The sequence below is a fragment of the Inquilinus sp. genome (assembly GCF_057815775.1).
Genome location: NZ_JBYRFX010000738.1, coordinates 1 through 18,231 on the forward strand (window position 1 = coordinate 1; position 18,231 = coordinate 18,231).

19 protein-coding genes are annotated in these 18,231 nt (G+C 68.6%); 10 read left to right on the forward strand and 9 right to left on the reverse strand.

From position 1 onward, the window contains the following. The 5 genes from AC3XYG_RS25910 to AC3XYG_RS25930 all read right to left on the reverse strand — a co-directional run. Positions 1 to 529, reverse strand: a 529-nt coding sequence (locus tag AC3XYG_RS25910) for an ADP-ribosylglycohydrolase family protein (protein ID WP_489142757.1), incomplete at its 3' end; no start/stop codon positions are given. 35 nt (positions 530 to 564) lie between these two features. After that, positions 565 to 1,398: a carbohydrate ABC transporter permease gene (locus AC3XYG_RS25915; protein ID WP_489142758.1), complete on the reverse strand. Its 834-nt coding sequence runs from the start codon at positions 1,396 to 1,398 to the stop codon at positions 565 to 567. Then, positions 1,395 to 2,237 (reverse strand): carbohydrate ABC transporter permease, encoded by an 843-nt coding sequence (locus AC3XYG_RS25920; protein WP_489142759.1) that lies wholly within the window; start codon positions 2,235 to 2,237, stop codon positions 1,395 to 1,397. The genes AC3XYG_RS25915 and AC3XYG_RS25920 overlap by 4 nt, the downstream gene beginning before the upstream one ends. A 53-nt stretch (positions 2,238 to 2,290) precedes the next feature. Continuing rightward, entirely contained in the window at positions 2,291 to 3,613 is a 1,323-nt protein-coding gene (locus AC3XYG_RS25925; protein ID WP_489142760.1) for an ABC transporter substrate-binding protein, read from the reverse strand. A gap of 35 nt (positions 3,614 to 3,648) precedes the next feature. Continuing rightward, complete coding sequence (locus AC3XYG_RS25930) at positions 3,649 to 4,665, reverse strand: LacI family DNA-binding transcriptional regulator (protein WP_489142761.1); 1,017 nt, start codon at positions 4,663 to 4,665, stop codon at positions 3,649 to 3,651. Between the two features lie 127 nt (positions 4,666 to 4,792). Between AC3XYG_RS25930 and AC3XYG_RS25935 the strand changes: the two genes are divergently transcribed. From AC3XYG_RS25935 to AC3XYG_RS25950, 4 genes are read left to right on the forward strand one after another with little or no spacing between them, the layout of a single operon-like run. After that, a complete protein-coding gene (locus AC3XYG_RS25935; RefSeq protein WP_489142762.1) occupies positions 4,793 to 5,428 on the forward strand; it encodes a YkgB family protein in 636 nt (211 codons plus the stop codon). A 42-nt stretch (positions 5,429 to 5,470) separates the two neighbouring features. Next, a complete protein-coding gene (locus AC3XYG_RS25940; protein WP_489142763.1) occupies positions 5,471 to 6,229 on the forward strand; it encodes a GntR family transcriptional regulator in 759 nt (252 codons plus the stop codon). 1 nt (position 6,230) lies between these two features. Continuing rightward, positions 6,231 to 7,079: a sulfite exporter TauE/SafE family protein gene (locus tag AC3XYG_RS25945; protein ID WP_489142764.1), complete on the forward strand. Its 849-nt coding sequence runs from the start codon at positions 6,231 to 6,233 to the stop codon at positions 7,077 to 7,079. Next, on the forward strand, positions 7,076 to 7,390 hold the full coding sequence (locus AC3XYG_RS25950; RefSeq protein WP_489142765.1) for a DUF1634 domain-containing protein: 315 nt from the start codon (positions 7,076 to 7,078) through the stop codon (positions 7,388 to 7,390). The genes AC3XYG_RS25945 and AC3XYG_RS25950 overlap by 4 nt, the downstream gene beginning before the upstream one ends. A gap of 57 nt (positions 7,391 to 7,447) precedes the next feature. Here the strand turns inward: AC3XYG_RS25950 and AC3XYG_RS25955 are convergent, their stop codons facing one another. From AC3XYG_RS25955 to AC3XYG_RS25965, 3 genes are all read right to left on the reverse strand, one after another. Beyond that, a complete protein-coding gene (locus AC3XYG_RS25955; protein ID WP_489142766.1) occupies positions 7,448 to 8,101 on the reverse strand; it encodes a DNA-3-methyladenine glycosylase I in 654 nt (217 codons plus the stop codon). Between the two features lie 81 nt (positions 8,102 to 8,182). Then, positions 8,183 to 9,928 (reverse strand): gamma-glutamyltransferase, encoded by a 1,746-nt coding sequence (ggt, locus tag AC3XYG_RS25960; protein ID WP_489142767.1) that lies wholly within the window; start codon positions 9,926 to 9,928, stop codon positions 8,183 to 8,185. A 103-nt stretch (positions 9,929 to 10,031) separates the two neighbouring features. After that, the gene (locus tag AC3XYG_RS25965) at positions 10,032 to 10,760 is read right to left on the reverse strand and encodes a FadR/GntR family transcriptional regulator (RefSeq protein WP_489142768.1); all 729 of its coding nucleotides are present in this window, start codon (positions 10,758 to 10,760) and stop codon (positions 10,032 to 10,034) included. Between the two features lie 184 nt (positions 10,761 to 10,944). On the opposite strand from AC3XYG_RS25965, the gene AC3XYG_RS25970 reads away from it, so the two are divergent. From AC3XYG_RS25970 to AC3XYG_RS25995, 6 genes are all read left to right on the forward strand, one after another. Further along, positions 10,945 to 11,559 (forward strand): GntR family transcriptional regulator, encoded by a 615-nt coding sequence (locus tag AC3XYG_RS25970; protein ID WP_489142769.1) that lies wholly within the window; start codon positions 10,945 to 10,947, stop codon positions 11,557 to 11,559. After that, positions 11,556 to 12,017, forward strand: coding sequence for an OsmC family protein (locus AC3XYG_RS25975; protein WP_489142770.1), 462 nt, complete (start codon positions 11,556 to 11,558; stop codon positions 12,015 to 12,017). The genes AC3XYG_RS25970 and AC3XYG_RS25975 overlap by 4 nt, the downstream gene beginning before the upstream one ends. Positions 12,018 to 12,087: 70 nt before the next feature. Next, positions 12,088 to 13,383: an SDR family oxidoreductase gene (locus AC3XYG_RS25980; RefSeq protein WP_489142771.1), complete on the forward strand. Its 1,296-nt coding sequence runs from the start codon at positions 12,088 to 12,090 to the stop codon at positions 13,381 to 13,383. Then, positions 13,380 to 13,853, forward strand: coding sequence for a DUF2269 family protein (locus AC3XYG_RS25985; RefSeq protein WP_489142772.1), 474 nt, complete (start codon positions 13,380 to 13,382; stop codon positions 13,851 to 13,853). Before AC3XYG_RS25980 ends, AC3XYG_RS25985 begins: the two co-directional genes overlap by 4 nt. 132 nt (positions 13,854 to 13,985) lie before the next feature. Further along, complete coding sequence (locus AC3XYG_RS25990; RefSeq protein ID WP_489142773.1) at positions 13,986 to 15,635, forward strand: Na/Pi cotransporter family protein; 1,650 nt, start codon at positions 13,986 to 13,988, stop codon at positions 15,633 to 15,635. A 126-nt stretch (positions 15,636 to 15,761) separates the two neighbouring features. Continuing rightward, on the forward strand, positions 15,762 to 16,790 hold the full coding sequence (locus AC3XYG_RS25995) for a LacI family DNA-binding transcriptional regulator (protein ID WP_489142774.1): 1,029 nt from the start codon (positions 15,762 to 15,764) through the stop codon (positions 16,788 to 16,790). A 29-nt stretch (positions 16,791 to 16,819) separates the two neighbouring features. Here AC3XYG_RS25995 and AC3XYG_RS26000 read toward each other — a convergent pair. Beyond that, positions 16,820 to 18,231: xylulokinase (locus tag AC3XYG_RS26000; protein ID WP_489142775.1), on the reverse strand; the 1,412-nt coding region annotated here is incomplete at its 5' end.

An 18,231-nucleotide genomic window follows, 5' to 3' on the forward strand; every position in this document is an offset into this window, starting at 1 on the left:
CATGGCTGACCAGGCCCGCCTGTTCCGCCAGCCTGGCGGCGAGATCCGGCTGGCCCGGCGCCACCATCGCCCAGCCATCGATGAAGATCTGCGCGCCGATCTGTTCGGCCACCGTGGTGCCGTTCACCGCGATCGAGCCGCTGGCCGGGGCGGCGACGCCGCGCTTCAGGTTCAGCCAGGCGGTGTGTTCGGTGGAATTGCCGTTGCCGCCCCACCACAGCACTGTGCGGTGTTCGACGAGATAGTTCAGCCAGGCCTTGCCGATGTCTTCGGCCTTCAGGTCCGGCCCGATGCCGTAATCCTCCAGCGCGCGGACGAAGGTGAAGGTGCCGGCGACGTCGTCGTCGGTCACGACCAGGGGCACGCCCAGCCGGTCGTGGACGTAGTATTCGATCGGCCCCAGCTCCTGCATGATCTTCTGGTAGGTCCAGCCCTCGAAGGGGCGGCCGACATAGACGCCGACCAGCTTGCCCAGCACGCCGGCATAGACGCGCTCGAGGTAGTCGTTCGGGAGGGCGGCGGAACTCATGGGATGCTCTTCCGGTTTGGGGGTGGACACGGGGCTCAGCCTTTGACCGAGCCGCCGGCGATGCCGTCGATGAAGCGGCGCTGCAGCGCGACGAAGAGGATGACGATCGGCAGCACGATCAGCAGCGCCGCCGCCATGATCTCCCCCCAATCCGAGCTGTACTGGCCCGACAGCAGGAAGAAGGAGACCACGGCCGTCAGCTTGTCCTGGCGTTGCAGGAAGGTCGTGGCGATCAGGAATTCGTTCCAGGAATACAGGCCGATGATCAGCGCCACGGTCAGGATGCCGGGCGAGACGATCGGCAACATCACCCGCCGGAACACCTGCCAGTGCGAGGCGCCGTCGATCATCGCCGCCTCTTCGATCTCATGCGGCACGGCGGCGAAATAGGTGCGCAGCAGCATGATCGCGAAGGGGCTGTAGATCGCGGTGTAGACCAGGGACACGGCGAAGACGTTGTTGATCAGGCCGAGCTTGGCGAAGCCGAAATACAGCGGGAACAGGAACAGCTGGATCGGCGCCGTGGTGGTGGCCAGGAGATAGAAGGTGACCACCTTCCACTGCTTGATCTTCTTCCGCGCCAGCGCATAGGCGGCGGCCGAGCCGGTGGTGCAGACCAGGATGATGGTCAGGCCGGTCAGCAGCGCCGAATTGAGGAAGCTCTGGCTGAACCGCGCATCCTTCCAGGCCCGGGTGAAATTGTCCCAGCGGATCGTATGCGGCAGCGCCAGCGGGTTCAGCACGATCTCCGGCGCCGATTTCAGGGCGTTCAGGATCAGGAGCGCGATCGGGAACAGCGCGGTGAAGGCGCCGATGCCGAGCACGATGTAGCTGATCGTAAGGGTCGACCGGCTTTCGACCAGCTTCATGACGCCTGCTCCTGCGCCTGCAGGCGGATGTAGAAGTAGGTGGCGACCAGGCCGAACAGGCTGATCACCAGCGCCGCCGCGGCCGCCTGACCGACATTCAGGTCGTAGAAGGCCTTGCGGTAGGCCAGCGTCGACAGGACTTCGCTGGAGAAGGCCGGGCCGCTCTGGGTCAGGATGTAGACGAAGTCGAAGACGAGGAACGACCAGATCACCGTCATGATCATCATCAGCGTGATGGTCGGGCGGATCGCCGGCAGCAGCACATAGCGCATCATCTGGAAGAACTTGGCGCCTTCGATCCGCGCCGCCTCGATCTGCTCCTGCGGCACCTGCCGCAAGGCGGCGAAGAAGATGACGCAGAGGAAGCCCCACCAGTGCCACAGGTCGACCGTCGCCACGCCGAACAGCGCCCGCGACGGCTGCGACAGCGGGTTGGTCAGCGGCAGCCCGGTCTTCTGCAGCAGGCCGTACACGGCGGTGACCGGGCTGTAGATCATGCCCTGCCAGACCCGGGCCGTTATCGCCGTGGCGATGATGACCGGCAGGAAGTAGATCACCTGGAAGAACGTGCTGCCGCGCCGGGCCACCAGCAGCATGGTGGCGGCCAGCAGCCCCATGGCGATCGGCACCACCAGGAAGATCGCGGTCCAGATCAGGTTGTTCTGCAGCGCGGTCCAGAACACCCCGTCATTGGCCAGGGCTTCGAAATTGCCGAGGCCGATGAAGACCGGCGCCGTGATGCCATCCCAGCGGAAGAAGGCCAGGGCGATGGTCAGCAGCGCCGGCACCAGGATGATCACGACATTGATCGCCAGGGTCGGCACGAGAAAGAGCCACATGGTGGCCTCCGGATACGGGGCGCGGCGTCGGTGTGCGAAACGGGGGCTGCGCCTCAGCGCTTGGGGATGGCCGGGACCTTGCCCTCCGCCTTCTCCTGCTTGAAGGTCGTGTCGAGCGTCTCCAGGAACTGGGCGGTGGTGATCTTGCCCAGCCAGACCTCCTCCATACCGCTGACCACATAGGTGTCGGTCGCCGGCGGCAGGAAGGTCCAGGTGGTGTAGCCGTACTGGCCGGCGGCGACCGCCGTCCCGAGATCCTTCATGGTCTGGGTGTAGAGCGGCAGCACGCCGTCACCCATCGTCACCTTGGACAGGTCTTTCAGCGGCGTGTTCCATTCACCCGGCCAGGCCGAGTTCATCTCACCGTAGAACTTGTCGCTGAACACGGTGTCGATGACCGCCGCGGCGCCGTCCGGGTTCTGCGCGGTCGTTGAGATCGAGAAGGTCGAACCGACGCCGAGCGCATAGACCGGATAGGGCACGCCCTCGCCGCTGGGGAAGCCGGCGAAGGCCGGCTCGGCATGGTTGGCCGGGAAATAGGTGGGGATGTTCGCGAAGCTCCAGGTGCCGGACGCGGCCATGCCGGCCTGGCCGGTGGCGACCTGTGCGAAGGCCTGCTCGAGGGTCAGCGAGAAATAATTCGGGCCGAAATAGCCGGCCTGCCACCATTTGTTGAGGGTATCGATCGCCTTGACGAAGGGCTCCGCCGTCCAGGGAATCTCGCCGTTCAAGGCCTTGTAGACATTGTCCGGGCCGGCGATCGAATTCAGGACGATCGAGACGAAATGCTCGTTGGCCGGGCGCCAGTCGGCATTGCCGGCGCCGAAGGGCACGATCCCCTTGGCCTTCATCTTCTCGGCCAGCGCCTCCAGCTCCGGGATCGTCTTCGGTGGCTGCCAGCCATTCTGGTCGAACAGGGTCTTGTTGTAGAAGAGGCCCAGCGTTTCATAGGTTTTCGGCAGGGCGTACAGCTTGCCATCGTATTTACCGAATTCGAGGAAGATCGGCAGGATGCGGTCGTTCCAGCCCAGCTTCGCGGCGTAGTCGTCGAGCGGCAGCAGCTGGCCGGCCCGCGCCATCCCGGCGACGTAGCTGGGGCCCGCGGTGTAGACGATATCGGGGCCGGAACCGGACAACAGGGCGATGCGCAGCTGCTTGTCCAGTTCGCTGCCGCGAAAATCGATCGACAGGCTCTGGTCCGGATGGGCCGCGTTGAACGGGTCGACCAGGATGGTCTGCAGGTTCTGCTGGTTTTCCGGCGACGCGGTCTCATACCACCAGGTGATCGGCTTCTTGTCCTGGGCGCCGGCCTGCGGCGCGGCCAGGACAGCCGCGGCAAGACCGGCGGCGATCGCGAGATGCTTCAGGCACGACATGTCGACCTCCCTTGGTGCTGGTGTTCGGCTCGTTGTCAGGCCGAGGCTCGTTCGATCAGGCGATAGGGCATTTCCCGGCTGATCCCGGGGCTGGCATTGCCGCGCTGCAGGCGTTCCAGCAGCACCTCCGCCGCGGTCGAGCCCAGATCGTATTGGAACTGCGACACGGTGGTGAGCGCCGGGGTGACCAGCCTCGCGGCGAAAATGTCGTCGAACCCGGCGATGGCGATGTCGCCGGGGATGGACAGGCCCGCCTCGCGCGCCGCCGTCATCGCCCCGATCGCCATCATGTCATTGGCCGCGAAGATCGCGTCGGGACGTTCCGACAGCGCCAGCAGCTTGGCGGCGGCGCGCTGGCCGCCCTCCTCGCTGAATTCCGGGTCGGCCACGATCATCGGCGTGAAGCCGGCCGCCACCAGCGCGGATTCATAACCATGCCGACGGCCATCCTGCGGCCCGCCGATGCCGGTGATCATGGCGATGCGGCGATGGCCCCGCCCGACGAGGTAGCGCGTCACCTCGGCCGCCGCCGCGGTGTTGTCGACATAGAGGTTGTCGACCGGGATCCAGCCGCCGGTCTTGGGCCGGGATTCGATGCGGACGACGCCGATATCGGCATCGGTCAGCGGCTTGAAATCCTGGGCGCGGAGCGTGAAGAAGACGCCGACCACACCGTCGACCCGGCCCTGCAGGCTCCATTGGATGAAGCGCTGTTCCCGGTCCGCGGCGCCTTCGGTGTTGATGGTGATGACATCATAGCCCGCATCGTCGGCAACCGCATGCAGGCCGCGCAGCAGCGACGGGTAGAACGGGTTGGCGATGTCGGGGACGACGCAGGCGATCGTCATGGTCCGGTTGGTCTTCAGCGCCTGGGCCCAGCGGTTGGGGACATAGCCCAGGTCCCGCATCGCCTGCTGCACCCGGTCCAGCGTCTCCGCCGGAATTGAACTCTCGGCCCCGCCCTTCAGCACCATCGAGACGGTGGTCTGGGACACGCCGGCCTGCCGGGCGACATCGCGCTGGGTCACACGCCTGGTTCGCGGGGCGTCCATTGGTCTTCTTCCAACTACGTATTAGTAATTCGTATTAGCGACCATCGCGACGTCTCGATCAAGTGAATTTTTAAGCCCCTTCGGAGAGAGTTGACCAAGAGACATCATGACGTCATGATGTCTCTTGGTGCTTGAGAGCCTCACCCAGGGCAATGGCCCGGATCCGACCGGGGGTCAGATCCCCGCACAGCAAGGTTCGTCGGCGTCCGGAGGGAAGAGCAGCGTCCACACGCACCTCACCAGGCCGCCCGACAACAGCGATGGAAAGCAGATCATGCTCGAAGACTTCCATATTGCCGAGAAAGGCAATGGTTCGTACCGGATGCTCGCCATCCTCCGATGGGCGATGGTTCTGATCTTCATTTCATTCGGGATTCAGAAATTCACGCCTGAATCGGCCCAAGGAATCGCGGTCTATATCGCCAACAGCCCGTTTGTATCGTGGCTGCAGATCTTCGGGATCAGAGGCGAGGCCTATCTCCTCGGCACCATCGAGCTGGCCACAGCCGGCCTGCTCGCTCTGGGAGCGTTTGTCCCCATCCTGTCGGCGCTCGGCTCGCTGATCGGCATCGGTACGTTCGCCATCACATGGTCGTTTTTCTTCTCGACGCCCGGGGTCGTCAGATGGAGCCTGTCCACGGACCCGATCGCCTGGAATCTCACTGGAGAATTTCTGTACAAGGACATCGTCCTGCTTTGTGTTTGCGTCGTCCTGTTCCTGGCGTCCCTTCCGAAGAAAGTCATTCCCCTTCGGTCGAACTGAAGTCCGGCTCTTGCTGATACTGTAGAGGGGCGACAATTCATCATGCCTGAAAGCCATTCCACGCGGCTGCCGCTCTACGCCCAGGTCGAGGATGCTCTCGCGGACCGCATTTCCAGCGGCGCCCTGCCTGTCGGGACGCAACTCCCGTCGGAAGAGGAACTGATCCGCGAGTTCGCTGTCAGTCGAACGACGATCCGGACGACGATCCAGAACCTGGTGCGCCAGGGCCTCGTCGAGATCAGGCGCGGGCGGGGAACATTCGTGGCCTCGCCCAGGATGACCCAGGAACTCACGGAGCTGACCGGCTTCGTGGAGGACATGCGGGTGCTGGGCCGCATCCCGACGGCCCGTGTGGTCAGTCGGGACATTGTCCCAGCCGACCGTCTGGTCGCGGACAAGCTTGCGATCGCGGCGGGAACGCCGGTGGTGCAGATTCGGCGCATCCGCCTCTCGGACGGTGTGCCACTTTCCTTCGACGAGACCTATTTGCCGGAGGATGTCGGTCGCAAGATCATGGCCGACGACCTTGCAACCGAGCCGATCTTCACCCTGCTGGAGGAGCGATACGATACGCCGCTGGTCGAGGCCGAATACGAGCTGGAAGCCACCGCCGCCGATCCCGTCATCGCAGCGGCGCTGGAGATTCCCGCCGGCAGCCCGATCTTTCTGATCGAGCGGACGTCGTACACGCTGGGCCATCGCCCGGTCGATTACGAGAGACTGCACTATCGCGGCGACCATATCCGCTTCAAGACGCGGCTGGCCCGGCGCCGCCCGCCTCGCAGTCCGGAACGCGGCTGACATGCTGCTGGCATCGCCCCTTGGGCTGTTTTGCCTCTCTGTCGGCGCGAGTGCTCTGGGCGGGGCGCTCGGCATGGCCAGCGGCATCTTCATCGTGCCGCTCCTGACGATGATCGTGGGTGTGGACATCCATGTCGCCATCGGCGCCAGCCTCGTCTCCGTCATCGCCTGTTCCTGTGGAAGCGCCGCACCATTCCTCAGGGAGCGCCTGACGAATGTGCGGCTCGCCATCGTGCTGGAAACGGCGACCACGTTCGGGGCGGCATGCGGCGTGCTGCTGTCCGGAACGGTTCCCGTTCCGGCTCTCTACGCGATATTTGCCATCGTCCTCCTGGTTTCCGCCTGGCAGATGCGCCGCCGCCGCACCGTCGTCATCGCCGATGGGAATCCGGCCCAAGACTGGGCGCGCCGGCTCGACGCTGTGTACACGGACCGCACCCTCGGCCGTGATGTCGCCTATCGGGTGGATCGCCTGCCGGCAGGCCTCGGGCTCATGTACGGGGCCGGCCTCCTCTCCGCGCTTCTCGGCATCGGCAGCGGCGTCCTGAAGATCCCGGCCATGGACACGGCGCTGCGCCTGCCGATCAAGGTCTCGTCGGCGACATCGAATTTCATGATCGGCGTGACGGCGGCGGCAAGCGCCGGCGCCTACTTCATGCGGGGCGCGATCCTGCCCGATGTCGCGGGCCCGGTCGCCTTGGGTTCCGTCGCCGGCGCGCTGCTGGGCGCACGCCTGCTGATGCACGTTTCGGCCGACAGGCTTCGCCTGGTCTTCGTGGCCGTCCTGCTTGGCCTGGCGGTCCAGATGTCCCTTGCCGCGGTCGGAGTTCATGCCGGGGTGGGCGGATGACGGTGTCTTCCCCCGGAGCCGCCGATCGCCTGAACCGCCGCCTGGCATGGCTCCTGGGCGCTGGATCCTGGGCGTCGTGCGGGCTCATCGCCGTAGGGATGAGCCTGTCGGCTTCAGGGGCGGGCGCGCGGTTGGAGGGTGCGCATTTCGTCTCGGCCGGGATCGTCCTGCTGATCGTGCTTCCGGCCCTGCGCGTCGCCATGATGGGAGTGTGGTTCCTGTTCAGCCGCGATCTCGCTTTCGCGCTTGTCGCCGCGCTGGTCCTCGCGATCATCATCGCATCCACGCTGCTTGGATCCGGCGCCGTCTGATGTCCCGCCCTTGGTCCGCGGATGCCGGGCCCTGCGGCAAGCCAGAAACGGCCCGATCTAGACGGGCCGGACGAAGCTGTTGCGCGCCGCCTCGATGCGCGGCCGGCAGGCGCAGCCGTCCAGATGGTCGTTCACCAGTCCCATCGCCTGCATGAGGGCGTAGATCGTGGTCGGGCCGACGAAGGTCCAGCCGCGCTGCTTCAAGGCCTTCGACAGGCGGATCGAGGCCGGGCTGGTCGGGTTTGCGCGCCAATAGGCGAGATCCATCAACGCCGGCCGCTCCTCCGGCCCCGGCTCGAACGCCCAGAGCCAGCCGCCGAGCGAGCCGGCGTCCCGGATCAGCTCACGGGCCCGCCGGGCGTTGTTGATCGTCGACTGGATCTTGGCCCGGTTGCGGATGATGCCCGGGTTGCCGAGCAGCCGGTCGACATCAGCGTCAGTGAAGCCGGCGACCCGATCGATCTCGAAATCGGCGAAGGCCTCGCGGAAGGCCTCGCGCTTGCGCAGGATGGTCAGCCAGGACAGGCCGGACTGGAAGCCTTCGAGGCAGATCTTCTCGAACAGGCGCTGGTCGTCCCCGACCGGCCGGCCCCATTCCTGGTCGTGGTAGTCGGGGTGGTCCGGCATGGCGAAATGCCAGGAACAGCGCGGCACGCCGTCAGGGCCGATGGTGATGCCCTCGGCGATCGTCTTCGGGTCGTGCGCTGCCATCGTCGAGTCCGCGAGAAGATGAAAAGGGCGCCCCGGATCCCGAGGCGCCCCTTCCGATCATGGAGCCGAGTGGCCCGCATGTCAGTAGCCGAGCGCTTCCCCCGAGCCCGAGCGGCTGTCGATGGCGCCGTTGTAGCGGGCGCCGCCACCCTTCTCGATCTCCTCCAGGCTCTTGCCGCCGACCAGGATGCCCGCGGCGGTGCCCCAGATCGACCAGTCCGGATCGCCCTGGACCTTGTAGCCCATGCCGGCCAGCAGCTTTTCCGTGTCCGGCGACAGGGCGTGCGGTTCGACGGTGACCACGTCGGGCAGCCACTGGTGGTGGATGCGCGGCGCGTCGATCGCCTCCTGGATGTTCATGCCGTGGTCGATCACGTTCAGGATCGCCTCCAGCGTGATGGTGATGATGCGCGACCCGCCGGGGCTGCCGATCACCATGAACGGCTTGCCGTCCTTGGAGATGATGGTCGGGCTCATCGACGACAGCGGCGCCTTCTTCGGCTGGACTGCGTTCGCTTCGCCCTGGATCAGGCCATACAGGTTGGGCACGCCCGGCTTGGACGTGAAATCGTCCATCTCGTTGTTCAGCAGGATGCCGGTGCCGGGGGCGACGACGCCGGTGCCGAACGACCCGTTCAGCGTGTAGGTCACGGCGACCGCGTTGCCGTCATTGTCGATGATCGAATAATGCGTGGTCTCGTGGCTCTCGCCGAAGCCCTTGGGCATCAGCGCCTGCGACACGCCGGCCCGGTACGGGTCGATCTTGGCGCGGATTTCGGCGGCATAGGCCTTGTCCAGCAGGTGGTCGATCGGGTTCTGGACGAAATCCGGGTCGCCCAAGGCCAGGTTGCGGTCGACATAGGCGTAGCGCATCGCCTCGACCATCACATGCACCGTGTCGGCCGAAGCGGAGCCGAGATAGGACAGCGGATAGCCTTCGAGCACGTTGAGGATTTCGCAGATGATGACGCCGCCGGAGCTGGGCGGCGGCGACGACACGATCTCATAGCCACGATAGTTGCAGGTGACGGGCTTGAGTTCGCGGACCTTGTATTGTTCGAAATCCGCCTTGGCCAGGATGCCGCCCTTGGCGCTGCTGCCCTGCACGATGGCGTCGGCGACCGCGCCCTTGTAGAAGGCGTCCGGCCCCTTGTCCGAGATGGCGGAGAGCGCCGCGGCGAGGTCGGGCTGCTTCAGCGTCTCACCGATGCCGTAGGGCTTGCCGTCCGGCTTCAGGAAGATCGACGTGGCGGCCGGGTCCCGCGCCAGCCAGGATGCGTTCTCCTTGAACGAGGCGGCGTCGCCCTGGTCCAACACATAGCCCTCACGGGCGAAGCGGATGGCCGGCGCCAGCAGATCTTGGCGCGACTGGGTGCCATACTTCTCCCGCGCATATTCGAAGCCGGCGACCGACCCCGGCACGCCGACGGCGAGGTAACCATCGGTGCTGGCGCCCTTCACCGGGTTGCCGGCGGCGTCGAGATACATCGTCTTGGTCGCGGCCAGCGGCGCATGCTCGCGGAAATCGATGAAGGTCGACTTGCCGTCCTTGGTGCGGATGGTCATGAAGCCGCCGCCGCCGATGTTGCCGGCCTCAGGCCAAACCACGGCCAGGGCATAGCCGACGGCGACCGCCGCATCGACGGCATTGCCGCCACGCTTCAGCACATCGACCCCGACCTGCGAGGCCAGATGCTGGGCGGTGACCACCATGCCATGCTCGGCCTCCACCGGCGCCGGCGAGGCGGCATGGAGAGATGCCAGGGGGATGAGGGTGGAGGTGAAGACAAGGGCAACCGCGCGCAACCCAGCGCGAGCATGGTGCATGAAAAGCCTCCCGGATGACTGAGCGGCTTCGTGCCGCCTCAGATCGATGACATTGGTATGCTAATTAGACCAATGAACCAATGTCAATCGGGCGCGGCGATGGTCATGCCTTCCGGGCGCCAGCCCGTCGTGGGCGCGGCAGCAGGCGGTGCAGCCCCGCCCGCGTTTCTTCGATATGGGTCTTCATCCAGGACGCGGCGGCGGCGGCGTCCCGATCGGCGATAGCCGCGAGGATGGCGGCGTGCTGATCGTTGGCGTTCGCCTCGACATCGGCGAAGACCTTGCCGATCGGCATGTACATCGCCGCGCGCGTGTCCTCGACCGCCTGCGACAGAAAGGGGTTCATCGACGCCTGGCCGATGGTCAGGTGGAATTCGGCATCGAGGGCAAGGAAGCGTCCGACATTCGCCGTCAGCGCCCGGGCCTCCGGCGTGGCGCAGATCGCCGTCATCTCCACCAGCGCCGCGGCCAGGCGCGCCAGATGGCGATCCGTGCGGCGGGACGCGGCCAGGGCCGCCGCGGCACATTCATTGGCGATCCGGTAGTCGAGGATATGGTCGATCCGGTCGCCTTGGCCGGCCATGTAGGCCTCGATCTCCGCCCGGCTCGGCCGCCCCTGTTCCAGCACCACCAGCCCGCCGGCCGCACCGCGCCTGACCGTGACCAGCCCTTCGCCCTCGAGCACCCGGATGGCCTCGCGGATCGTGGTGCGCGAGACGACCATCTGGCTGGCCAGGTCCCGTTCGGCCGGCAGCTTGTCGCCGGGCAGGAAGCGCCCGAGGAAGATGGCGCGGCGGATCTGTTCGACGACAAGCTCATAGGTCGCGGTCACCCGGACCGATCCGATCGCGGCCCCGGCCGCATCTTCAAGCTCGCTCGCCTTCACATGTCCCCGCTTCGATAGACCCGCTGATAGTTTCAGCCTAGCACACGCCCCAGCCCGATCGGCGCGGTGCGCGATGAAACCGGTTTACGCCACCCCTTTGATCGCATACTTTGGATCCATGGATCCAAACTTGATCGCCGACACGCTGCGGCACGACATCGAGACGCGGGCGCTGCCGCCGGATGCGGTGCTGCGGCAGGAGGAGCTGGCGGAACGGTTCGGCGTCAGCCGGCAGCCGGTCCGCCAGGCGCTGGACCGGCTGCTGGCGGAGGGGCTGGTGCTGCGCCGGCCCGACCGCAGCCTGGCCGTCGCCGGCCTGTCGGACGAGGAAGGCCGCGAGCTGGCGGCGCTACGCATCCTGGTCGAGGGCGAGGCCCTGCGCCTGTCCCTGCCCCGGCTGGACGCGAAGGCCCTGCGCCGCGCGACCCGCCTGGCCGAAGATCTGGCCGAGGAGGAGGAGCCGGCGGCGATCGAGGAGCTGGACGTCGCCTTCCACGCCGCGCTGTACGCCGCCTGCGGCAATGCCAGGCTGCTGCGCCTGATCGACGGGCTGCGGCGCGAGGGCCGCCGCGCCTACACGGTGCAGCCCCGCGGCTCGGCCTTCCGCGCCGCCATGGCCATGCAGCACGAGGCGATCCTGGCCGCCTGCCGCGCCGGCGACGGAACGGCGGCCGTGACCGCACTATCCGATCATCTGCGGGCTGCCGCGGCGCCCGCCGATCCGCGAGAAGGAGAGACCCGATGAGCCATTACGAAGCGACGGTGCTGTGGCAGCGCCCGCCGGACATCGCCTTCACCGACGGCCGCTACAGCAGGGCGCATCTCTGGCGCTTCGACGGCGGCGCCGAGGTGCCGGGCTCGTCCTCGCCCCAGGTCGTGCCGCTGCCCTTCTCCGATGCGGCGGCGGTCGACCCCGAGGAAGCCTATATCGCGGCGCTGGCGAGCTGCCACATGCTGTGTTTCCTGTGGATCGCCGCCAAGCGCCGCTTCGTCATCGACCGCTACGACGACCGGGCGGAAGGGGTGATGGAGACGAATGCCGCAGGCCGGGAATGGGTGGGCCGCGTGGTGCTGAACCCGCGCGTGACCTACAGCGGCACTCCCCCCGACCGGGCGGCGGAAGAGGCGCTGCACCACGCCGCGCATGAGGAATGCTTCCTGGCCAATTCGGTGAAGACGGTGATCGAGACCCGGCTGGGCTGACCCATGCCTTGCGGCTGACACCGCGCCCCCTGCATCCTGCCCGACAGGATGCAGGGGGATTCGGGCAGAGATGCAGGTTCTGGTCATCGGCGGCTACGGCCTGATCGGCGGCTATGTCCTCAGCCGGCTGCAGCGCGACGGCCACGCCGTGATGGGTGCTGGCCGCGACATCCGGGCGGCGGCGCGGCGCTTTCCCTACGCCCGCTGGATCGCGGCCGATCTGGCGGCGCTGCGCCGGCCGGAGGACTGGGCGCCGCATCTGGCCGGGATCGACGCCGTGGTCAATTGCGCCGGCGCCCTGCAAGACAGCCCGCGCGACGATCTGCGCGCCGTGCATCTGGACGGCGCCCTGGCGCTGTACCGCGCCTGCGCCGCCGCCGGCATCCGGCGGGTGGTGCATGTCTCGGCCGCCGGGGTGGCCGCCGGGCGCGAGACTGCGTTCAACGCCACCAAGCAGGCGGCCGAGGCGGCGCTGGCGCAGATCGACCTCGACTGGGTCGTGCTGCGCCCCGGCCTGGTGCTGGCGCCGGCCGCCTATGGCGGCACCGCCCTGCTGCGCGGCCTGGCCGGCTTTCCCCTGGTCATTCCCGTGGTCCATGCCGACAGCGTGGTGCAGCTGGTCTCGGCCGAGGACGTCGCCGCGGCGGTGTCCTGCTGCCTCGATCCCGCCGCGCCGGCGCGAATCGCGCTGGACCTGGTGCATCCGCAGCCGGTGCGGCTGGCCGACTTGCTGGTGGCGCTGCGCGGCTGGCTCGGGCTGGCGCCGGCGCCCGTTCTGCGCCTGCCGGCGGCCCTGGCCCGGGCGACGGCCGCGATCAGCGACGGGCTGGCCCGGCTGGGTTGGCGCAGCCCGATGCGCAGCACCGCCCTGGCCCAGCTGCGCCAAGGCATCGCCGGCGACGGCGAGGCCTGGCAGAGCCGGCTGGGCCTGCGCGCCCGATCGCTGGACGAGATGCTGGCCGGCTGGCCGTCCGGGGTGCAGGAGCGTTGGTTCGCCAGGCTGTACTTCGTGAAGCCGCTGGCCTTCGCCGCCCTGGTGCTGTTCTGGCTGGCCTCCAGCCTGGTCGGCCTCTGGCGCTTCGACCAGGCGGCTTCGGTGCTGCGCGACGCCGGGCTGCCGGCCGGCCTGGCCGGCGTCGCGGTCGGCGCCGGGTCGCTGGTCGACCTGGCCCTGGCTGTCCTGGCCTGCCATCGCCGCAGCGCCCATGTGGCGCTGCTGGGCATGGTCGCGGTCTCGGCCGCCTATCTCCTGGGCGGCACGCTGCTGCGCCCGGATCTGTGGGCCGACCCGCTGGGGCCCTTCGTCAAGATCCTGCCGGGCGCCGTGCTGGCCCTGGCGGCGCTGGCCATCCTGGACGAGCGATGATCGACTGTTACGACCTGATCAAGACCCTGCATGTCATCGGCGCGACCGTGCTGTTCGGCACCGGCGCCGGCATCGCCTTCTTCATGGTGATGGCCCATCGCACCGGCGATGCCGCACTGGTCGCCCACACCGCCGGCGTGGTGGTGATCGCCGACACGATCTTTACCGCCTCCGCCGTCGTGGTGCAGCCGGTCACCGGCGCGCTGCTGGCCCGGATCGCGGGCTATCCGCTGTTCGAAGGCTGGATCGGCCTGAGCCTGCTGCTGTATCTCGTCACCGGCGCCTTCTGGCTGCCGGTGGTGTGGCTGCAATGGCGGATGCGCAACCTGGCCCGCGACGCGGCCCGGCGCGGCCTCCCCCTGCCCGATGCCTATCACCTGTTCTATCGGATCTGGTTCGCCTTCGGCTTTCCGGCCTTTGCCGCCGTGCTGGGCATCCTGTGGCTGATGGTGACCAAGCCCGACCTGTAGCCCTGTCGCAGCCGCACCACTGCCGCAGCGCATATGAGCTCGAACACCGCTTCGCTTGGGCCTATCGTCCTGGGTTCGGAATGCCGTTCCAGCGCATCCCGCCAGGAGACCCGCCTTGCCCTTGATCACCCCATGACCGGCACCCTGACCCTGCTGAACCTGGCCGGCTATGTCGCGCTGCTGCTGTGGGGCGTGCACATGGTGTCGACCGGGGTGATCCGCGCCTTCGGCGCCGATCTGCGCCGGGTGCTGGGCCGCAGCCTGCGCTATCGCCTGAACGCCTTCCTGGTCGGGCTCGGCGTGACCGCGGCGTTGCAAAGCAGCACCGCCACCGGGCTGATGGCCACGTCCTTCGTCGCCAGCGGCGTGATCGGCCTGGCCCCGGCCCTGGCGGTGATGCTGGGCGCCAACGTCGGCACCACGCTGATCGTGCAGCTGCTGTCCTTCAACATCTCGGTGATCGCGCCGGTCCTGATCCTGGTCGGCGTCGTCGCCTTCAAGCGCAGCGGCGGCACCCGCGCCCGCGACCTCGGCCGGGTCTGGATCGGCCTGGGCCTGATCCTGCTGTCGCTGCACCTGCTGGTGGTCGCGATCGAACCGGCGGCCCAGGTGCCGGCCCTGCGCGCGGTGTTCGGCATCGTCGCCTCCGCCCCGATCCTCGGGGTGCTGATCGCGGCCGTCCTGGCCTGGGCCGCCCATTCCTCGGTCGCCGTCGTGCTGCTGACCATGTCGCTGGCCGGCGCCGGGGTGATCCAGCCGGCCGCGGTGATCGCCCTGGTGCTGGGCGCCAATCTGGGCAGCGCCGTCAACCCGGTGCTGGAGGGTGCCGGCACCGGCAGCCCGGCGACGCGGCGCCTGCCGATCGGCAACCTGCTGACCCGCGTGATCGGCGTCGTCATCGCGCTGCCGCTGGCCAACCCGATCGTCGACCTGCTGCTGCGGCTGGAGCCGGACCCGACACGCCTGGCCGCCAATTTTCACACCGCCTTCAACCTGGTCCTGGCGATCCCCTTCTTCATCGCCCTGCCAGCCACCACCCGGCTGCTGGAACGGCTGCTACCGGACCGGCCGGCCGTCGGTCAGGAGCCGGGCACGCCGCTGCATCTCGACGACAGCGCCCTGGCCGATCCGCATCTCGCGCTGGCCAATGCGGCGCGCGAGACGCTGCGCATGGCCGACATCGTCGAGGCCATGCTGCGCGGCGTGATCGACACCTTCCGGACCGGCGACCGCAGGCGGGTCGCCGAGATCAGCAAGCTGGACGACGGCGTCGACGGCCTGCTGCGGGCGATCAAGCTGTACCTGACGAAAATCAGCCGCGACGGCTTCGACGAGGAGGCCAGCCGCCGCTATTCCGATGTGCTGTCCTTCGCCATCAACCTCGAGCATATCGGCGACATCATCGACAAGAACCTGCTGGAGTTGGCGGCGAAGAAGATCCGCTATCACCTGAACTTCTCGGCTGAAGGGGTGGCGGAGATCCAGGCGATGTGCGACCGGCTACTGGCCAACCTCAAGCTCGGCATCGCTGTGTTCATGAGCAGCGACGCCCATGCCGCCGCCAAGCTGATCGGCGAGAAGGAGGTGTTCCGCGAGCTGGAGCGCCACGCCACCGAGACCCATTTCGCCCGGCTGCGCGAAGGCCGCACGGAAAGCGTCGAGACCAGCGCCCTGCACCTCGACATCCTGCGCGACACCAAGCGCATCAATTCGCACATCGCCGCCGTCGGCTACCCCGTGCTCGACGCCGCCAACGCGGCCAAGGGCACGGTGGAGGCGTAAGCCGCGCCGCCACGCCGCAAAGGCATGTAATCCGTTGCACTCGCTGGCGGCTTGCCTGCACGCTGCCCCCGGGGGCCGGGGCCCCCGCAAGCCGGTGCGCGAGGGATTTTGCATGATCGGGATGGCATGACGAGGCGGCCGCGCGACTCCGGTCCGCTGACCATCCGGGACATCGCCCGCCTGGCCGGGGTGTCCACCGCCACCGTTTCGCGCACCCTGATGAAGCCGGCGATGGTGGCCGAGGACACCCGGGAGCAGGTGCTGCGGGCCGTGGCCGAGGCCGGCTACACCCCGAACCTGATGGCACGCAGCCTGCGCCGCCGCCAATCGGGGGCGATCCTGGTGGTGGTGCGCGACATCGTGAACCCGTTCTACCCCGAGATCTTCCGGGGCGTGGAGCGGACGGCCCGGCGCCTGGGCTTCAACGTGCTGATGGGCAACACCGACGACGACCCGGTGCAGGAGCGGGACTATCTGCGCCTGGTGCTGTCCCGCCGCGCCGACGGGCTGATCGCGCTGACCGGCCGGATCCCGGATCTCGACGACCCGGCCGTCCGGAAGCTGCCGATCGTGCTGGCGTCGGAGCCGGTGCCGGGCCACGACTTCCCGATCGTCCGGATCGACAATCGCGGGGCCGCCGCGGCGATGACCCGCCACCTGATCGGGCTGGGCCATCGCCGGATCGCTCATGTCGCCGGGCCACAGGACCAGGCTATCGCCCGCGAGCGGCTCGAAGGCTGGCGCATGGCGTTGCAGGCTGCAGGACTCCCCGCCGGGGACGAGCTGGTCGCCGGCAGCGATTTCCGCGTGCCGTCCGGCCTGGCCGCCGGGCGGGCGCTGCTGGCCCTGCCGCAGCCGCCGACCGCGATCTTCGTCGCCAATGACGAGACCGCCATGGGGGTGCTGAGCGCGATCCATGCGGCTGGCCTGCGGGTGCCCCAGGACATCTCGGTCGCCGGCTTCGACGACATCCCCTTCGCTGAGGCCTTCGATCCGCCGTTGACCACGATCCGCCAGCCGCGGCTGGCCATGGGCGAGCAGGCGATGATGATGCTGCACAGCCTGATCGAAGGCCGCGAACCGGCGGAGCGGAGCGTGACCCTGCCGGCCGAGCTGGTGATCCGCCAATCCACCGGACCATGCCGCGGCGGCTGACCGGCCCGTCCGGCCGCGCCGAACCTAGTCTAACCCTCGGCGGCGCGGCGCCGGGCCTCGTCGGTGGCGCGGCGGAAGCGGGCGAAGCGCCGTTCGGTCCGCTCCGCCCGGTCCCGCCGCGGCGCATGAACGGCACCGACGACATCCGGCGGCGTCGGCCAGCCCAGCGCCTTGGCGGCGATGCGATAGCCCCCCAGGGCCGTGGTCGCGGTCGGCAGGTCGACGCATTCGACCGACCGGTCGGTGGCGTCGGCGATTAGCTGCGGCCAGATCCGGCTGGCACCGCCGCCGCCGGTCAGCCGGATCGGCCCCGGCGTCGCCGCCATCGCGTCGAGGTTGTTGCGCAGCGCCAGCGCCACCCCTTCCAGCACTGCATAATGCAGGGCGCCGCGGCCCTGGGTGATGTCGAGGTCGAGCAGGGCGCCGCGCAGCGCCAAGTCGACGAAGGGCGACCGCTCGCCCTTGAGATAGGGCAGGAACAGCGTCTCCGGCGGCGCCGCATCGGCCGCCGTGGCCTCTGCATCCAGCGTCGCCAGCTCGGCGCCGGCGATCCGGCCGAACCAGCCGGCGGCGTCGCCGGCGGTCAGCAGCGGCGCGATCTCGATCGCCCACCCGGCCTGGGGATGCGCCAGGGTGGTGAAAGACCGGGGCGGCGCCGCGGGGTCGAGCGGCCGGCTGCGCGCCACCCAGCCGCTGGTGCCGAGATAGACATGCAGCTGGCCATCGCCGGCGGCGCCGATGGTCGAGGCCGCCGCATCGCCGCAGCCATTGATGACGGGGCAGCCGACCGGCAGGCCCAGCGCCGCAGCCACCTCGGGCCGCAGCGCGCCGATCACGGCATCCGCCGGCCGGATCGGCGGCAGCAGGGCCCGGTCGAAGCCGACGGCGTCGATCAGTGTGGCCGACCAGTCGCGCCGTGCCAGATCCATCAGCCCGACGGTGGTGGCCGCCGCCGGGTCGGTGACGATCTCACCGGTCAGGCGCAGCGCCAGATAGTCCTTCGCGCCCGGCAGGATGGTCGCGATCCGCCGCGCCGCCTCCGGCTCGGTCTTCTCCAGCCAGCGGAACTTGCACAGCGTGCTCAACGGCCCGGGCGCGTTGCCCAGGACGGCGGCCGCCCCTGCCGCCAGCAGGCGGTCGCGGATCGCCGGGAACACCGAAGCGCTGCGGCCGTCGCTGTACAGCAGCGCCGGGCGGGCCGGGCGGCCGGCGGCATCCAGCGGCACCAGGTTTTCCATCGTGCCGACCAGCGCGACCGCGCGCACCGATTCGCGTGTCACCGCCGGCAGCTGGGCGCAGGCGGCGACCACGGCCGTCCACCAGTCTTCGGGGTCCTGCTCCTGCCCGCCGCCTGGGGTCGCCCGGGTGGGGTAGCGCGCCTCGGCCTGCCGCACCGGACGGCCGTCGCCATCGAAGGCGACGAGCTTGAGCGCCGTGGTGC

Coding starts and splice junctions, on each gene's coding strand:
- AC3XYG_RS25945 (WP_489142764.1), top strand. CDS start 6,231: ATGCTGCTGGCATCGCCCCTTGGGCTGTTTTGCCTCTCTGTCGGCGCG.
- ggt (WP_489142767.1), bottom strand. CDS start 9,928: ATGCACCATGCTCGCGCTGGGTTGCGCGCGGTTGCCCTTGTCTTCACC.
- AC3XYG_RS25995 (WP_489142774.1), top strand. CDS start 15,762: ATGACGAGGCGGCCGCGCGACTCCGGTCCGCTGACCATCCGGGACATC.
- AC3XYG_RS25980 (WP_489142771.1), top strand. CDS start 12,088: ATGCAGGTTCTGGTCATCGGCGGCTACGGCCTGATCGGCGGCTATGTC.
- AC3XYG_RS25940 (WP_489142763.1), top strand. CDS start 5,471: ATGCCTGAAAGCCATTCCACGCGGCTGCCGCTCTACGCCCAGGTCGAG.
- AC3XYG_RS25950 (WP_489142765.1), top strand. CDS start 7,076: ATGACGGTGTCTTCCCCCGGAGCCGCCGATCGCCTGAACCGCCGCCTG.
- AC3XYG_RS25920 (WP_489142759.1), bottom strand. CDS start 2,237: ATGTGGCTCTTTCTCGTGCCGACCCTGGCGATCAATGTCGTGATCATC.
- AC3XYG_RS25930 (WP_489142761.1), bottom strand. CDS start 4,665: ATGGACGCCCCGCGAACCAGGCGTGTGACCCAGCGCGATGTCGCCCGG.
- AC3XYG_RS25990 (WP_489142773.1), top strand. CDS start 13,986: ATGACCGGCACCCTGACCCTGCTGAACCTGGCCGGCTATGTCGCGCTG.
- AC3XYG_RS25985 (WP_489142772.1), top strand. CDS start 13,380: ATGATCGACTGTTACGACCTGATCAAGACCCTGCATGTCATCGGCGCG.
- AC3XYG_RS25915 (WP_489142758.1), bottom strand. CDS start 1,398: ATGAAGCTGGTCGAAAGCCGGTCGACCCTTACGATCAGCTACATCGTG.
- AC3XYG_RS25975 (WP_489142770.1), top strand. CDS start 11,556: ATGAGCCATTACGAAGCGACGGTGCTGTGGCAGCGCCCGCCGGACATC.
- AC3XYG_RS25955 (WP_489142766.1), bottom strand. CDS start 8,101: ATGGCAGCGCACGACCCGAAGACGATCGCCGAGGGCATCACCATCGGC.
- AC3XYG_RS25925 (WP_489142760.1), bottom strand. CDS start 3,613: ATGTCGTGCCTGAAGCATCTCGCGATCGCCGCCGGTCTTGCCGCGGCT.